Below are 15,765 nucleotides of genomic sequence, written 5' to 3' on the forward strand. Positions count from 1 at the left end.
TAATCGTTTGTGTTCCTTTTAAATACAAGCCTCATTTTAACGTGTTTATCCGAAGATGTGAATACTAAAACTTTATTTTCCGAGTTAATTCTATCGATTTATTGACAACTAGACAAACTTTACGTAGTTTTTTGTATAAAATCTTTAAAAACCCTAGACAATGATTGTAAACAAGGCTACAATAGTTATCGTTGTTCAGTTATTCACACTATTAACTTTTTATAACTAAATTAAAATAGAGGAGTGGAAAAATAATGGCTAACAAAAACATTGTTATCATCGGTGCTGGTTACGCTGGCGTAAATGCTGCAAAAAAATTAGCTAAGAAGTTCAAAAAAGATGATTCCGTATCGATCACGCTAATTGACCGCCATTCTTACCATACAATGATGACAGAGCTGCATGAAGTTGCAACACATCGCGTTGAACCGGATGCCATTCAATTTGACCTTCGACGTTTATTTAACAGAACTAAGGTCAAGCTTGTCACAGATAATGTAACTCACGTTGATCATGATGCTAAAAAGATTGAAACTGAAAATGGCGAGTATCCATATGATTACCTTATCTTAGGGATGGGTGCTGAGCCTAACGACTTTAAAACACCTGGAGTAAACGAACATGGATTTACACTTTGGTCATTTGAAGACGCTATTAAGTTAAGATCACACATTGAAACAACTGTTGCAAAAGCAGCGATTGAGCATGATGAAAAGAAACGTCGTGCTATGCTTACATTTGTTGTCTGTGGATCTGGATTCACTGGGATCGAGCTTATCGGTGAATTGGTAGAATGGAAAGAACGTCTAGCAAAAGATCATAAAGTTGATCCTGATGAAATTACTTTATATGTAGTTGAAGCAGCGACAACCATCCTAAACATGCTAGAACGTCGTGAAGCGGATAAAGCAGAAGCTTATTTAAATAAGAAAGGTGTTAAAATCTTAAAAGATTCACCTATTGTAGAAGTCCGTGAACATGAAGTTGTTCTAATGAGCAAAAAAACAATTCCTACTTACACATTAGCGTGGACAGCAGGGATTCAAGGTAATTCTGATACCGAAAACTATGGCATGGAGAAAGCACATGCTCGTCGACTTAAAGTCAATCAGTATATGGAATCTGAACAATATGAGGGTGTCTATGTTGTTGGGGATCTTGCTTATTTTGAAGAACAACCTGGTGAACCAACACCACAAATTGTAGAGGCTGCAGAGCAAACAGGTGCAACAGCGGCTAAAAATATTATCGCTGAAATCAAAAATGAAGAAAAAACAGCCTATGAAGGTAAATATCACGGCATCATGGTTTCAATCGGTGCACGATATGGTGTCGCGAACTTAATGGGGATTCACCTAAGTGGCTGGTTTGCTATTTTTGTTAAACATTTAGTTAACCTATTTTACTTGTTCACAATTAGAAGTGGCTATTATATGGTTAAATATGTTCAACATGAATTTTTCCAAACGAGAGACAAACGAAATGTTTTCCGTGATCTCTTAACACGTTATGGAAATGTTCTGTGGAGTTTACCGCTTCGAATCTTTGTCGGTGGTTTCTGGCTTGTTGAAGGTGGTTCAAAGTTATGGGGTCAAGAAATTTGGCAAAAGGCAACCTCAAGTATTGGTAACCTACCATTGCTATTCAAAGGAATCGGTCAAGACTCATGGCTATTGTCTTCAACAATTAATATGGACTTCCCTTGGCTACAAGACCCTACAAGTGGTGCAACAGAAGCAGCTACTGAATGGGCAGAGCCGATCTTAAGTGAGATGCCTGGTTGGTTTGCTTGGATTATGCAAATTATGATGCCAACTGCTGAAATTGCATTATTTATGCAAAAAATGATGGTCTTTATTGAAATTGGAATTGGTCTAGCCATTCTATTCGGTTTATTTACTTGGTTAGCGAATGCTGCAAGTGTCGGTTTCCTAACAATGTTCACTCTAACTGCAATGCTTGGTTGGGATAAGATTTGGGCATTACCTGCTTCAATTGCATTAATGAACGGATCTGGCCGTACATTCGGTCTCGACTATTGGGTCATTCCATACATTCAGAATAAATTAGGTCGTTTCTGGTATGGAACCGAACGATCAATCTATCGAGATAAATAACTTTTTAGATTAATAGTTTTACATTGATCAGCGATTGGCTCTTTTAAATAAAGAGTCTTTCGCTATCTTATTTTTATCATGTATAATAAAATAAGATTTAGCAATGATCGAGTTTGAACGCAATCATCGACAGAATTGTGTTCTTTTTTAAAATAATAAACGCGTTAATTCAAAAGGGGACTAGACATGAGAAACGTAATAACAACATTAAAAATTGGGGATATTATGATCATTATTCTACTCTTGCTCATCTCTTTTACCCCACTTGCCATTTTCACTTGGCAACAAGCACAAGTTGATGGTGAAAAGCTAATTGCTGTGATCTCGTTAGAAAATGAAGTAACACATGAAATTAATCTTTCTGAACATGTAGGGCATGAACTTTTTGATATTGTGACCCATGATCATGAGATAAATACGATTGAGTTATCAGATGGACGAATTCAAATTAAAAGTGCAACATGCAATGATCAAGTTTGTGTCAGAACAGGTTTTATCAATCGAGCCGGACAAACAATCATTTGCCTGCCTCATCAGTTAGTCATTGAAATTCAAAATGTTGGTGATGAACACATTGTAGACGACCAAGTTGACATTATAAGTTCTTAATTTCTTGTTTTTTAGGATGTGATTAAATGACTAAAAATCAACGGCTTGTTTATATTGCTTTATTAGCTGCTCAGGCAGTCATTATCAGTCTGATTGAACGATCGATCCCTTCTCCATTTTTCTTTATGCCTGGAGCAAAAATTGGTTTAGCAAATATTATTACATGCATCGCACTTTACACGCTATCGGTTAAAGATGCCGGAAAAGTTGTCCTTATACGAATTATTCTAGCTACTTTATTAGGTGGAACTCTATCAACGTTTATCTATAGTTCAGCAGGTGCTTTATTAAGTTTTTTATCAATGTTAGCAGTTAAAAAACTACACATATTACCGATCAGTCTCATTGGTGTAAGTATGACAGGAGCCGTTTTCCATAATGTTGGTCAGCTTCTTATCGCAAGTTGGATTGCACAAACACCGGCTGTGATGCTTTATTTGCCTGTCCAAAGTATTATTGGCATAATGACGGGTTTTGCAATCGGGATCACAGCAAATTATTTATTAAAACATGTCGATCGATTACACTATTATACGTTCTTAAGATCGACCTAATTGACAACGAAGGAAGGTTATATCATGGAAATCCATCCATTTTGGCATGGTTATCCCGAACTTAATCATCAATTAATAAAAGTAGATCAAGTCATTCACTCACATATTCGAATTAAAGACAAGAAAATTAAAGCGATTATAAATGAAGTAATCCAATCTGGTGGCAAATTACTCCGACCAGCTTACGCCTTGCTTTGTAGCAAGATTGGTTCTGATCAAGATCAAGATAAAGCAGTTGCATTAGCTGCATCTTTAGAAACATTGCACCTAGCGACACTCATTCATGATGATGTGATTGATCAAGCTAGTACGCGAAGAGGCAAAGCGACACTTCATGACTTATATGATAATAAATTTGCTATTTATGCTGGTGACTACTTATTTTCAGTTTGTTTTTCGATCCTATCTGAGTATTCAAGTTCACTATCAAACATTGCTTATAACAGCAAAAGTATGCAGAAAATACTAGCTGGTGAACTCGAACAACTCCATTCACGATTTCAGCCACCAACAAGTGTTAAAAATTATTTATCGCGAATCTCTGGTAAAACAGCACAGCTTTTTGCTCTAAGTTGTTTTGTGGGTGCGGTTGAAAGTAAAGCAAGTAAACAAGAAGTTAGACGTGCTTGGAATATGGGGCATTATATCGGGATGGCCTATCAAATTACTGACGATATTTTAGACTATCAAGGTGATGGGGATAAGTTAGGCAAGCCTGTTATGACAGATGCTGAGCAAGGGGTTTACACATTGCCTCTTATTTATGCAATGAAAGATGATCCAACAGCTATTGCTAAAATTCTCAATAAAAAAGACCAGCTATCAAAACAAGACCTTGAGCAGTTACTGATTTGTATTGAACGTACACAAGGAATCGAGAAAGCTCAAAATATAGCACGCCGTTATACGAAGAAAGCGTTACAACAGTTAGCGAAATTACCTGATGGTGATTATAAAGATACTTTGCATGAATTAACGAACCAATTATTAAAGCGAACAACCTAATGGCTGTTCGCTTTTTATTTAATCATTTATTCTACTGAAGTCTCGCCTTCAACAGTTCCTGTAATCGTTGCAGATGCTTCAACATCAGCATTAGCGAATACAAGGTCACCAGTGATTATTGCTGTTTCATCTAATTCAAATCCGTCTGCTTCAACGTAGACATCACCGTCTAGAGTTCCACCTTTAAAGTACAAGTTCTCACTTTTAACAACTAAACGTGGTGTTGTAATTGTACGCTGTTCAGTAATGTTTTGATTTTCATCAGTATCATATGCTGCAAGTTTACGATAAACATCATTTGCCTCATCGCCTTGGTCATGGAACGTTCCACTTACCACTAACTCTTCATCAACACTGATATCAGTTGTTGGGATAATAATCCAAGCGCCATTGTCACCTGCTGTTGCTATTAATTCGTCAGCATCTCCTGCGAATGAAGCTGCTGCAACAACGTCTGTACCCTCATCTGCACCATCTGCATCAGTGTCAGTATCATTACCTCCACATGCAACTAACAAACCTACTGCTAATAATAACGTTAAAAACACTTTAAATTTTGCTTTCATTTTTGTCCCCACTTTCTTTATTTATTGTTTGTTCAATAATGTACAAAGATTATCTTAGCACAATTTTTAATATTTGTATATACAAATATTAAAAATATTAAATAGTTTGTTAACTTTCTTTGACAATCTATCCACACTCTTATCATAACCGTTTTTCATCAACATTAAACCAAATCGAACACAAAAAATTACTAGACCTCATTTAAGTGGTTCTAGTAATTTTCTATATTTATAACTGATCTAATTTATTGTTAAACAGGTTTAATAATTTATTTTATATTCATTAGACAGCAAATTATCCTTTTCTAGCACCTCTTCCGCCACGCTTAGATTCTGTATGTTTACGTAAAGTAGCTAAACGATCTTCAGAATCTTTCAAGAAGCGATCAATTTTTGACTCAAAATTTTCTGTCCGTACTGCTGGTCTTGATGGTTTACGACGTGCCGGAGCTGGATTGTCTTTTGCCTTCTTGATGGATAAGCCAATCTTACCGTCCTTTTCAACATTAATGACTTTAACGGTTACTTCATCGCCGACAGATAAGTGATCGTTAATATCTTTTACATAATTATCGGCAACCTCACTAATATGAACGAGACCGGTTTTACCTGCTTCCAACTCTACAAACGCTCCAAAGTTAGTGATTCCTGTTACCTTACCCTGCAATTTGCTGCCTACTTCGATTGACATAAAAAAAATGCTCCTCCTTAAAATTTAAAAACATATATATACTTAACTATATTATAGCCACGCAATGAAAACTCTGTCAATAAGCAGGTGCCTCTTCTAACAGTTTAAACACAATTTCTCCTTCCTCGGTGAAAAAGTAATTGGTTTTTGCAATACGCAATACGTAGGATTCATCTTCTAAAAGTTTGATTTCTTCGGTCAATGCGGATTCCTCTGTTATTAATTCCTGCTTTTGTTGTTGCAACAACTCATATTGAGCTTTTTTCTCAGCGTAAAGTTCTCGTTGACTCAGATGGTATGTAAATAGACTAAAGAAGGAGATAACAACGATTGCGCCAAACAAAATCAGCCGTCTTTTTAACAAACGTTTTCTTTTACGTTGTCTTTCTACGTGTGCATCATATTGATTCATATATGGTGAGTCGATACGAGATACATTTGATCGGTTTCTGGGCATGACACAAATCCTCCTCTATTTCTGTTTACGTTTTCCAACGATATCTTTTATCTTACTATATAATTGCGGTAATGAAACTAAGTATTTCCTCATGTTTTTCGGAATGATTAGGAAGATAGGCCTAAAAAACCAACTTAAAATTAGCAACAAGAAGGAAAATAGCTTCATTACAACCATTATAACAAGATTTACAACAGTTAAAAAGGCTTGAAAGACAAATTTTACTGGTTTGATTAAAAATAAGTTAATTATTTTTAGAAAAGTCAAAAAAAGAGTCCGAATTAACTGAATGATTTTTTCTAATATGAGTTGATAGATTTTACGAAACAGAAAAAAGTACAACCAATAGCCAAAAATAATTGCAATCAAAAAGTAAAGACGAACTTGTCCACCATTAACTCGAACCAATCCATAGAAAATAAGCATACTTTGGATTAACCAAAAAACAAACTGACAAATGAAGTTGAAAATTAAGTGACCTTTAATCGCTCTAGCGATTCGTTCATTCGTATCAAACATACAACCTAAATAAAAACCAGTTACAATCATACTAAAAAAAGAGGCGAATTGAATCTCAATGGTCATTTGAAGAGTTTCCCAAGGAATCCTTTTGTCTGATCATTTTGATGATTATCTAAATAGGAAAAATCAAGTAGTTTTCCTTTGATTTCAACCTTCCCTTTAGTTACATCTAATGTCTTAATCTGAAGATTTTCACCTCTAATCATTAGATAACCTAATACCGTTTCTAACAAAAACTCTTCATTATCAAAACTATCAACTTCTTTAACTCCAGTAATTTCAATAATTCTTCGATTACGAACTTTTACTTCGTGTTCTGTTGACTGCGCGGGTGTAAATGAATGATTGGTTTCTTGTAACATGCTAGTCCCTCCTTTAATATCAATAATATGATATGTGTCAGATAAACTAGATAGAACCCTATTCATTTAAGATTTTTTACTCTTCTTTAGATTTTAATTCCTCTTTAACAACCGTGTAAAGTTTTACTGCGTCTTCTTTACGCGTTGATTCTCTTAAATCATTGACTCGTACTGTAACTGTTTTTTGTCCAAATTGAATCTCAAGCTCATCATCAATTGCAACCGTTGATGATGCTTTAGCACGATTACCATTAATCATAATCCGCCCTTGATCAGCAACTTCTTTTGCTAGCGGACGTCGTTTAATTAATCGAGACACTTTCAAAAATTTATCTAAGCGCATCATTTAACCCTCCTCTTTTAATAATTTTTTTGCTTCTTCCCAAATTTGATCTAATTCTAGTAAAGATAAATCGGTTAGTTGTTTTCCTTGCTCGATTACTCTTGCTTCAATAAACTGAAAGCGGTGCTTGAACTTTTGGTTTGTCCGATTTAACGCCAAATCACTATTCACTTGATAATGGCGTGCTAGATTAATAACCGAGAAAAGTAAATCGCCAAACTCCGCTTCAATCTGATCGATTTGATTTTGTTTGACAGCCTCCATCACTTCTGCTAATTCTTCAGTTATTTTAGCAAAAACAGGCTCGGGTTCTTGCCAATCAAAACCAACTTTAGCTGCTTCCTTTTGATAAGCATCAGCTACAACGATTGATGACGCTGACCGGGGCACCCGATCAAGCAAAGAATTACGTTCACTCATTCCTTGCTCATTAGCTTTAATGATTTGCCAGTTTTCTTTAACCGCTTGTGCATCCGCTGCTTCACCGTTTGCAAATACGTGTGGGTGTCTGCGAATCATCTTTTCTGTAATTGAGCGGATCACATCATCAATCGTAAAATATCCTTGATCTTCGCCAATTTGACTATGTAACATCACTTGCAGAAATACATCGCCTAATTCTTCAATGATCTGATTATCGTCTTCTTGATCAATCGCATCAATCAATTCGTATGCCTCTTCAATTAAATACATGCGTAAGCTTTGGTGGGTCTGTTTTTGATCCCAAGGGCAACCGTTCGGCCCGCGTAATGTCGCAATTACTTCTCTAAATTGATTAAATTGATGTGAAAGTGCATCTTTGTTAATTGGTTTAATATAAACACTTGTTAGGTTGCTTAAATGCACGACTTGATCTAATTCAACGAGAGGAATATGTTTAATGTTCTCTGCTACGCTTCCTGCCGCCTCAACAATAACTATCGGGTGTTCTGGTGGTAAATCCTCTAGTAATGTCAATTTAACCTCAGATGCAATCATTTGATCATAAACCTGACAGAAAATCAGGTGGCTCGTATAATCAATCTGAGCACGCTCAAAACTCGTCGCATCCAGAAATTGAAACCCTTCGATTGGATCAATTTTAACCGCTGAAAATAGATCATCTAAAAAGCTTTGACCACCACTTATTTCTATCTTTACATCTGTTTGGTCTAGCAATAACTGTATCGTTCGTTCTGCCAACATTGGATGTCCAGGGACAGCATATCGAATCAATTGATGCTGTTTAGCCTGACTAATCAATTCAGCAACAATTGCATCATAAACTGCCTCAAATTGATCATGCGTTTGATAGATCGAATCAAACCCTTGAAAGTCAATGTTTTCCGCCTTTAGTGATTTGAGTACAGGGTGGTCTTCCGTTCGAACAAATAGTGGAACTCGGCTCGCTGTTAATTTGCGATAAACACCTAAACTAAGCTGATCAATATCTCCAGCTCCTAAACCAATAACTTCAATTCGACTCATCAATCATCAATCCTTTATTAAAAATTTGAATGGCAAAACATCACGTTCTTCTTTAGTAAAAACAGATAGCTTTACTAAACAAAAGAGATAACTAATCACACCAATACCAATCAAGCAGAGCAAATAAAACAATTGGCCCATCCGATCGTATTGATAAAATAGTGGTCGAGCAACTCGATTTAAACCATATACAACTATACCCATCACCAGTAATGAACTAACAAATCTGAACCAAGGCAATCGAATCCGCTCTAGTTTAGGCGTGACTTTTTTTAATTGATTAAGATTCAAGCCTAAGATCGTGACAGATGCAATCACTGTTGCTATAGCAGCACCTAAAATACCCAGTTGGGGAACAAAGAAAAAATTTAATCCTAATTTTACGACGACACCGATGACAACAAAGAAGGCTGTTCGATAGATTTGCCCTAGCCCATGCAAAATTGAAGCAGTTGAGATGCTTAAAGCTGAAAAAATAATCGTTATTGAAAACACTTGTAAGCTTAACGTCCCTAAATCTTCTTTATACAACAGTGTATTCACTTCAGGGAACAAGACAATCAGTCCAACTGTTGCACCAGAAGCTAAGTAGAGGGTAAATCGCCACGTACTTGCTATGTAATTGGTGAAGCGAATCCGATCACTACTTAATCTCAACTTTGTGGCTGATGGAATCATTGCGAGCGCCAGTGAAGAAGCTGCGACAATACCGAGTTGTGCTAAAGGCTGCCCTCTGTCTAATACCCCTTTTAATACTTGTGCTTCAGTCAATGAATAACCTGTCTGCTTTAGTAACGGAACAAGAGTAAATGCGTCCATCAGCTGTAAAAGCAAGAGCATCATATGGTTAATCGCAATGGCAATCCCATAACCGATCACAGCAGTAAATAAATTTTCGTCAATTGTTTGTCTCATTTCAACTTTTAAATGCTGTTCTTTTGGTTTTCGGTAAAAAAAGACTAACAAAGTCATTAGAGCAACTAAACTTCCACCAGTTGAAGCAATCGCTGTCCCAACACCAATATCATATAGAGACCGGTTTAACTCTACTGTTAAGTATGCCGTAATAATAATTAAACTAACTCTCACAATTTGTTCAACCAACTGTGAACCAGCTGTTGGTAGCATATTATTTCTACCTTGGAACATACCTCGAAAATAAGCGACAAAAGGAACGAGTAAAAATGGCATTGCACTCGCACGAATACCGGATGTTAGCCCACTGTCGCCCATAAAATCAGCAATGAATGGAGCCAATAAAAAGAGCACTAAAGATAATGCGGATGAGAATATCGTGAGTTGAATGATAATTTTTTGCTTCAATTGTTTCGTCGGTCGATTCGTTTGGCCGGCCATTAATTTGGAAATAGCCGCTGGAAACCCATATAAGGCTAGCACCATCGCTATTCCTACAAATGGATAGATTTGTTGATAAATATAAAAACCGACATCACCCGTTAAGTTTTGTAAAGGGATTCGGTAAATGGCGCTTAAGACCTTTCCTAATAAACCTGCATACGTCAAGATAAAAGCGCCTTTAAAAAACTGACGGTGTTCTGTTTGACTTGTCATTCACACAATCCCTTTCTACACACTTAAATCACCTACATTATAGCACAGGCTAACTTATCCGTTAAAGTGAGGGAATCTTCCGGTGCATGATTTGTTATAAAAAAAATTCCGTTAGTCTATCAGCTAACGGAATTTTCTTATTGGTTACTGCATTTGTTTTCCTAAGAAATTGGCAGCAATTTCGAGTGTCACTTTTTCTTCATTCGTTGCTTTGTCATCTTTAGAGAAGACAATAATTGCCCCGACTGGATCGCCATTAGCGATGATCGGTTGAACAATGTATGATGCATTGATCACCGCTTGATCTTTAACCAACTCTAGCGCAACAAACGACTCTTTGACTAAAGGTTGGCGATCTTCCATCACACGTTCAATTAAACTAGAAACCCTTTTATTTAAATACTCTTTTTTATTAGGACCATCTACAGCAATAAAACTATCTCGATCAGAAATCAGCACAGTTTTGTTAAGTGACAGGAATAGCGATTCAGCATACTCCTGCGCAAAGTGACCAAGTTCTTGAATCGGTGAATATTTTTTTAAAATCACTTCTCCTTCTCGATCAACAAAAATCTCTAGTGGATCGCCTTCTCTAATTCTAAGTGTCCGTCTAATTTCTTTAGGGATAACGACTCTTCCTAAATCATCAATTCTTCTAACAATACCTGTTGCTTTCATATGTTTGACCTCTCTTCTTTAACAAATTTAGTTCAGTATCACCTGACAAAGCGATTGGAAAAACGCAACCTGCTGTCATAATGGGCTATTCATTCTTCAATAAAAAACACCATACATTTATATTCCCATTATTTTATTGGATAAACATTTCAGCGTACATTTAGTATGGATAACCAAAAGAGGAACTATACATTAATCCCGCTTTAATTTTTCCAAAGCAGTTAAAAATGAACGAATATATTGATACCGCTCAGGAAAAATATTTTTTTGAAATGTAAAGGTGATTTTTAATTTATTCTGCTCTGTCCCTAGTAAAATCATCCGCCCAAAATCAACGGCATAATTAAATAATTTTTCACCATCTATTTCCTGACTCATTTTTTCGTCGAGTATAATCGTCAGCTTGTTTTTCACTTCTTTAATTGTCTCAACTCGATAGTTTTTAGCGTCAACTCGGATTTGACAGACGGTTAATAAATGCTCAACTTCTTTTGGATAATCTCCAAATCGATCCACCAGTTCATCAATAATATCGGCAATGCCATCATGACTATCAACTGCTTGAAGCTTTTTATACATCATAATTTTTTGCTTACTATCTAATATATAGTCGTCTGGAATATAGGCTTCAATTGCTAAATTTAATTCAGGCTCTACAGGAGCTTCAACTTGATGATGATTTAACTTTCTGCGCTCGATCGATTCCTTTAACATTTCAGAATATAAATCGAAACCAACCGATTCAATAAATCCATGTTGTTCTGCACCTAAAATATTACCTGCTCCTCGAATGGATAAGTCTCGCATCGCGATCTTAAACCCTGATCCAAGTTCAGTAAATTCTTTAATTGCTTGTAAGCGCTTCTCAGCCACTTCTGATAAAACTTTATCTTTTTGATAGGTAAAATACGCATAGGCAACTCGATTGCTTCGACCAACCCGTCCACGCAATTGGTAAAGCTGGCTCAAGCCCATCCGATCTGCTCGATCAACAATTAGCGTATTCACATTCGGGATATCTACACCTGTTTCAATAATTGTTGTGCTAACGAGGACATCATATTCTCCAGCTAAAAAAGCAATCATAATATTTTCTAACTCAGTTTCATTCATCTGCCCATGAGCAACAGCAACTCTTGCACCCTCCACAAGATCCGCAATTTCCTGTGCCTTTTGATCAATATTTTCAACACGATTATATAAAAAGAAAACTTGTCCGCCACGGCCGATCTCTCTTTCAATTGCTTCCCTTAAAAAGATTGGGTTATATTCAAGCACATATGTTTGAATTGGAAAGCGATTGGCTGGTGGGGTTTCAATTACCGATAGATCTCGTACACCAAGCATCGACATGTGCAGTGTTCTAGGAATAGGAGTAGCTGTCAATGTTAGGACATCAACATTTGTTTTAATTTGTTTAATTCTCTCCTTATGCTTCACACCAAAGCGCTGTTCTTCATCAACAACAAGTAAACCTAGATCTTTATAAATAACGTCTTTTTATAACAAGCGATGCGTACCGATGACCAAGTCTACAATCCCATCTTTAAGTCCTTTGATCGTTTCCTTTTGTTCTTTTTGTGTTCGAAATCGACTTAATAGTCGAACTTCAATTGGGTAATCATGAAATCGCTCAATAATCGTTTCAAAATGTTGTTGCGCGAGAATCGTTGTTGGAACAAGAAAGGCAACTTGTTTACCTTCCATGACCGCTTTAAAAGCTGCTCGAATGGCTACTTCAGTTTTCCCATAGCCAACATCGCCACATAGTAAACGATCCATTGGTCTTGCCTTTTGCATATCTTGTTTAATCTCCTCGATACTCCGTAACTGGTCATCTGTTTCTTCATATGGAAAGGCGTCTTCAAATTCACGTTGAATCACATTATCTTCGCTAAAAGCATAACCTTTTGTCGCTTCACGTTCTGCATATAATTTAATCAAATCATCAGCGATGTCTTCGACTTTAGATTGGACCCTACTCTTAACTTTTTTCCACTCTGTTCCACCAAGTTTGTAGAGCTTAGGCTCTTTCGCTTCCGACCCAACATATTTTTGAACGAGGTCAATTTGATCAATTGGGACAAATAAGCGGTCATCGCCTCGATACTTAATCAGCATGAAGTCTTTTTGGACATCTTGAACTGATAGTGTTTCAATGCCAACAAAGCGACCGACGCCATGATTGACATGAACAACGTAGTCACCTTCTTTTAATTCTGTATAGCTTTTCATTCGTTCAGCATTTGATAGGTTTTGACGCTTTTGTTGGCGTTTTTTTGTTTTTGTTTTAAACAGCTCTTGATCCGTTACAACAGCGAGTTTTTGGATCGGCAATTCAAATCCCGTTGATAAATTGCCCACCATAATAACAGGTTGTTTAACTGGCAATGTTGTTGTTTGATCAGCTAAACCGACCTCAATTTGGTAATCTGTTAGAATCGATTGAACCTTCTCCGCTCGTTCGTTTGTTTCAGCTAGGAAAATTACTGAATAATTTGCTTTACTCCAACGAGTAATTTCTCCTTTTAAAAGATTCATCTGACCATGAAATTGTTGCATCGGTCGACTCGATAGATTAACAATATTTTTAGGTGCTGTATTTGCGACGTGTCTTAGAAAGACAGATAAATAAATTTTTCTCTGATTCATCTGGTCCCAAATCGTAAGCCAGTCATTTGACAAGGTCAAGTCTCTAACAATCCGCTGATCTGCGAGTAATACTTCAATTAACTCGACTTCTTCCTGATCAAGTTGTTCAGCCGTTTCCTGAATTCGACCAATCTCATCTAAGATAACCAATCCGTCATCACCTAGATAGTCTAGTAAACTAGCTGGTTTCTCATAAAAATAACGATTGTACTTGTATAGATCTTGGAAGATTTCATTCGAACGCAGTAATTCAATCTCTCCTATAATATTTTGGTGCAAAAGTGTTTTAGCTTTTGCATCTTGCATTTGACTCAATGCACTTGATAGTCCTACTTCTAGTCGATCAGCCGTCCGGCTAATATCCTCTTCTTCTAATAATAATTCACTCGTTGGCTTAATGGTCATTTGATTAATTTTTTCTAACGAGCGTTGTGTCACTAAATCAAAATAACGAATTGAATCAACCTCGTCATCAAACAATTCAATTCGAATCGGGTTCGATTCTGTGATTGGATAAATATCAATAATTCCTCCACGCATACTAAATTCAGCTGGATTTGTAACCATATCTACACGTTCGTAGCCCATCTTAACCATCATCTTTAAGTCATTTTCGATATCAATAACTTCTCCAAATTTGTAATCAAGCTGGAAGCGTTTCCAGTAGTCGATTGGTGGTAAAATTCGTTTTAATGCAGCTACAGGGACAATTAAGATATGATCATCATGTGTGAGCCAAGAGATTAGTGCATTAATCCGCTGACTTTTAAGTTCAGGACTCGCAATCGCCATTTCGGCGATCAATAATTCATTGACTGGATAAAGATGGACGCGGTCGGATTCAATGACTTCAGTTAAATCATCATATAATTGTTGTGCTTGTGTGAGTTGATTGCTAACAACTAGCGTTCGTCTGTTTACTTTTTGTTGGATCGCTGCAATCCAAACACTTCTCGCTGAACCAGATAGCCCAGTAATTAATTGTTCATCTAAATTTGCCTCGATTCCAGAGATAATCGAATCGATATCTTCATGCTTTGCTAAGTATTGATCAAGCCCTCTCATTTTTATCCCCCTAATGTGACGTACAATTTTTTGTGTACGTGCAAAAACGCTTTGGCTACTCATAACCAAAGCTTTCTTACTTTTCTACTCATTTTTTAATGAATAAAGTAGTCCAATTCTCGATAAATCGGATAATGGTACAATGCTGACTCACAACTTTCGCAAATAACAAATACATCCGCTTCATTTGCATGATAGTATTTAATCATTTGATTTTTTTGCTGATCAGTTAATTGATTGAATCCCAATTTGTCTAAGTTCAAATGATCGTGCTTTAAATCAGCGATCGTAGTCTGACAATGTTTACAACGATAATGAATCAACACAACTAACGACCTCCTCTATTAACAGTAACTAGTATTACCTAACAGGAGGTCATTATACGTGTAAATAAAACTCATAATACAAGATTGATTTGTATAAATCTCTTTATTAATCTATGTTGATTGGGTTAGTTATATGCGTTCATAACATCTTGGAAAGGTTTATCTAACCATGCTTCACAAGCATCTGCTGAGCGTTGAATACTCTCCTCAACAAGTGGATGATCTGATTTAGAAAAATGACTTAAAACATAGTCAACTACTTGCATACCTGGTTGTGGACGATCGATACCAATTCGAATCCGATTAAATTTTTTCGTGCCAAGCGATTGAATAATCGAACGCATCCCATTATGGCCGCCATGCCCGCCTGTTTGTCTCAATCTAATTTTACCTGTCGGCAGATCAAGATCATCATAGATCACCAATAAATTTTCCGGTTCAATTTGGTAAAAGTCCATCATTGGTTGGACAGAATCACCAGATAAATTCATATATGTTTGAGGTTGAAGTAAAATAATTTTTTCCTGATTAACAAACTCCATGCTGTAATGCCCATTAAATTTTTTCTTATCTAACTTCCAACCATTGCGTTGAAGCAACTCTTCTATTACCATAAAACCAATATTATGACGTGTTTTTTGATACTTCCGACCTGGATTACCTAATCCAACAATACATTTCATCCTTTTTCACATCTTTCTAAGCAGCATATATATGAATCATATTGTACTTGCTTTTCAAGTAAAAATAAAGTGATACTATTTAAATAGGCTAACGGA

At 36.4% G+C, this 15,765-nt stretch carries 15 protein-coding genes and 1 pseudogene; 4 read left to right on the forward strand and 12 right to left on the reverse strand.

Features of this window, described 5'->3' with window-relative positions; all coding sequences use genetic code 11:
• Positions 1-254: 254 nt before the first annotated feature.
• The 4 genes from ABD814_RS10755 to ABD814_RS10770 all read left to right on the forward strand — a co-directional run bounded on the left by ABD814_RS10755 (position 255) and on the right by ABD814_RS10770 (position 4,285).
• A complete protein-coding gene (locus tag ABD814_RS10755; RefSeq protein ID WP_344913003.1) occupies positions 255-2,117 on the forward strand; it encodes an FAD-dependent oxidoreductase in 1,863 nt (620 codons plus the stop codon).
• Between the two features lie 186 nt (positions 2,118-2,303).
• On the forward strand, positions 2,304-2,726 hold the full coding sequence (locus ABD814_RS10760; protein ID WP_344913005.1) for a NusG domain II-containing protein: 423 nt from the start codon (positions 2,304-2,306) through the stop codon (positions 2,724-2,726).
• Between the two features lie 26 nt (positions 2,727-2,752).
• On the forward strand, positions 2,753-3,280 hold the full coding sequence (locus tag ABD814_RS10765) for a Gx transporter family protein (protein WP_344913007.1): 528 nt from the start codon (positions 2,753-2,755) through the stop codon (positions 3,278-3,280).
• Positions 3,281-3,304: 24 nt separating this feature from the next.
• Positions 3,305-4,285 carry a polyprenyl synthetase family protein gene (locus tag ABD814_RS10770; RefSeq protein WP_344913009.1) on the forward strand — a complete coding sequence of 327 codons (981 nt, stop codon included), beginning with the start codon at positions 3,305-3,307 and terminating at the stop codon, positions 4,283-4,285.
• A gap of 26 nt (positions 4,286-4,311) precedes the next feature.
• On the opposite strand, the gene ABD814_RS10775 is transcribed toward ABD814_RS10770, so the two are convergent.
• The 12 genes and pseudogenes from ABD814_RS10775 to pth form a co-directional block, all read right to left on the reverse strand.
• On the reverse strand, positions 4,312-4,851 hold the full coding sequence (locus tag ABD814_RS10775; protein WP_344913011.1) for a hypothetical protein: 540 nt from the start codon (positions 4,849-4,851) through the stop codon (positions 4,312-4,314).
• A gap of 295 nt (positions 4,852-5,146) precedes the next feature.
• Positions 5,147-5,542, reverse strand: a complete 396-nt coding sequence (locus ABD814_RS10780; RefSeq protein ID WP_344913012.1) for a S1 domain-containing RNA-binding protein — start codon at positions 5,540-5,542, stop codon at positions 5,147-5,149.
• A 76-nt stretch (positions 5,543-5,618) separates the two neighbouring features.
• Positions 5,619-5,999 carry an FtsB family cell division protein gene (locus ABD814_RS10785; RefSeq protein WP_344913014.1) on the reverse strand — a complete coding sequence of 127 codons (381 nt, stop codon included), beginning with the start codon at positions 5,997-5,999 and terminating at the stop codon, positions 5,619-5,621.
• Between the two features lie 15 nt (positions 6,000-6,014).
• A complete protein-coding gene (yabQ, locus tag ABD814_RS10790; protein WP_344913016.1) occupies positions 6,015-6,584 on the reverse strand; it encodes a spore cortex biosynthesis protein YabQ in 570 nt (189 codons plus the stop codon).
• Complete coding sequence (gene yabP / locus ABD814_RS10795; protein WP_344913018.1) at positions 6,581-6,883, reverse strand: sporulation protein YabP; 303 nt, start codon at positions 6,881-6,883, stop codon at positions 6,581-6,583. The genes yabQ and yabP overlap by 4 nt, the downstream gene beginning before the upstream one ends.
• Before the next feature lie 76 nt (positions 6,884-6,959).
• Positions 6,960-7,226: an RNA-binding S4 domain-containing protein gene (locus ABD814_RS10800; protein WP_344913019.1), complete on the reverse strand. Its 267-nt coding sequence runs from the start codon at positions 7,224-7,226 to the stop codon at positions 6,960-6,962.
• Between the two features lie 3 nt (positions 7,227-7,229).
• On the reverse strand, positions 7,230-8,693 hold the full coding sequence (gene yabN / locus ABD814_RS10805) for a bifunctional methyltransferase/pyrophosphohydrolase YabN (RefSeq protein ID WP_344913021.1): 1,464 nt from the start codon (positions 8,691-8,693) through the stop codon (positions 7,230-7,232).
• A gap of 6 nt (positions 8,694-8,699) precedes the next feature.
• Positions 8,700-10,265: a putative polysaccharide biosynthesis protein gene (locus tag ABD814_RS10810; RefSeq protein ID WP_344913023.1), complete on the reverse strand. Its 1,566-nt coding sequence runs from the start codon at positions 10,263-10,265 to the stop codon at positions 8,700-8,702.
• Between the two features lie 144 nt (positions 10,266-10,409).
• Positions 10,410-10,943 (reverse strand): stage V sporulation protein T, encoded by a 534-nt coding sequence (gene spoVT / locus ABD814_RS10815; RefSeq protein ID WP_344913025.1) that lies wholly within the window; start codon positions 10,941-10,943, stop codon positions 10,410-10,412.
• 192 nt (positions 10,944-11,135) lie between these two features.
• Positions 11,136-14,660, reverse strand: a pseudogene (mfd, locus tag ABD814_RS10820) (transcription-repair coupling factor).
• A gap of 95 nt (positions 14,661-14,755) precedes the next feature.
• Positions 14,756-14,986, reverse strand: a complete 231-nt coding sequence (locus ABD814_RS10825; RefSeq protein WP_344913027.1) for an anti-sigma-F factor Fin family protein — start codon at positions 14,984-14,986, stop codon at positions 14,756-14,758.
• Positions 14,987-15,111: 125 nt separating this feature from the next.
• Positions 15,112-15,669, reverse strand: coding sequence for an aminoacyl-tRNA hydrolase (pth, locus tag ABD814_RS10830; RefSeq protein WP_344913029.1), 558 nt, complete (start codon positions 15,667-15,669; stop codon positions 15,112-15,114).
• Positions 15,670-15,765: the final 96 nt, after the last annotated feature.

The sequence above is a fragment of the Amphibacillus indicireducens genome, assembly GCF_039539605.1.
GTDB lineage: Bacteria > Bacillota > Bacilli > Bacillales > Amphibacillaceae > Amphibacillus > Amphibacillus indicireducens.

What these genes read in the sequence shown, in the direction of transcription:
- pth (WP_344913029.1), bottom strand. Translation starts at nt 15,669, where the DNA reads ATGAAATGTATTGTTGGATTAGGTAATCCAGGTCGGAAGTATCAAAAA.
- yabN (WP_344913021.1), bottom strand. Translation starts at nt 8,693, where the DNA reads ATGAGTCGAATTGAAGTTATTGGTTTAGGAGCTGGAGATATTGATCAG.
- ABD814_RS10765 (WP_344913007.1), top strand. Translation starts at nt 2,753, where the DNA reads ATGACTAAAAATCAACGGCTTGTTTATATTGCTTTATTAGCTGCTCAG.
- ABD814_RS10780 (WP_344913012.1), bottom strand. Translation starts at nt 5,542, where the DNA reads ATGTCAATCGAAGTAGGCAGCAAATTGCAGGGTAAGGTAACAGGAATC.
- ABD814_RS10810 (WP_344913023.1), bottom strand. Translation starts at nt 10,265, where the DNA reads ATGACAAGTCAAACAGAACACCGTCAGTTTTTTAAAGGCGCTTTTATC.
- ABD814_RS10775 (WP_344913011.1), bottom strand. Translation starts at nt 4,851, where the DNA reads ATGAAAGCAAAATTTAAAGTGTTTTTAACGTTATTATTAGCAGTAGGT.
- spoVT (WP_344913025.1), bottom strand. Translation starts at nt 10,943, where the DNA reads ATGAAAGCAACAGGTATTGTTAGAAGAATTGATGATTTAGGAAGAGTC.
- ABD814_RS10800 (WP_344913019.1), bottom strand. Translation starts at nt 7,226, where the DNA reads ATGCGCTTAGATAAATTTTTGAAAGTGTCTCGATTAATTAAACGACGT.
- ABD814_RS10785 (WP_344913014.1), bottom strand. Translation starts at nt 5,999, where the DNA reads ATGCCCAGAAACCGATCAAATGTATCTCGTATCGACTCACCATATATG.
- yabP (WP_344913018.1), bottom strand. Translation starts at nt 6,883, where the DNA reads ATGTTACAAGAAACCAATCATTCATTTACACCCGCGCAGTCAACAGAA.
- ABD814_RS10755 (WP_344913003.1), top strand. Translation starts at nt 255, where the DNA reads ATGGCTAACAAAAACATTGTTATCATCGGTGCTGGTTACGCTGGCGTA.
- ABD814_RS10770 (WP_344913009.1), top strand. Translation starts at nt 3,305, where the DNA reads ATGGAAATCCATCCATTTTGGCATGGTTATCCCGAACTTAATCATCAA.
- yabQ (WP_344913016.1), bottom strand. Translation starts at nt 6,584, where the DNA reads ATGACCATTGAGATTCAATTCGCCTCTTTTTTTAGTATGATTGTAACT.
- ABD814_RS10760 (WP_344913005.1), top strand. Translation starts at nt 2,304, where the DNA reads ATGAGAAACGTAATAACAACATTAAAAATTGGGGATATTATGATCATT.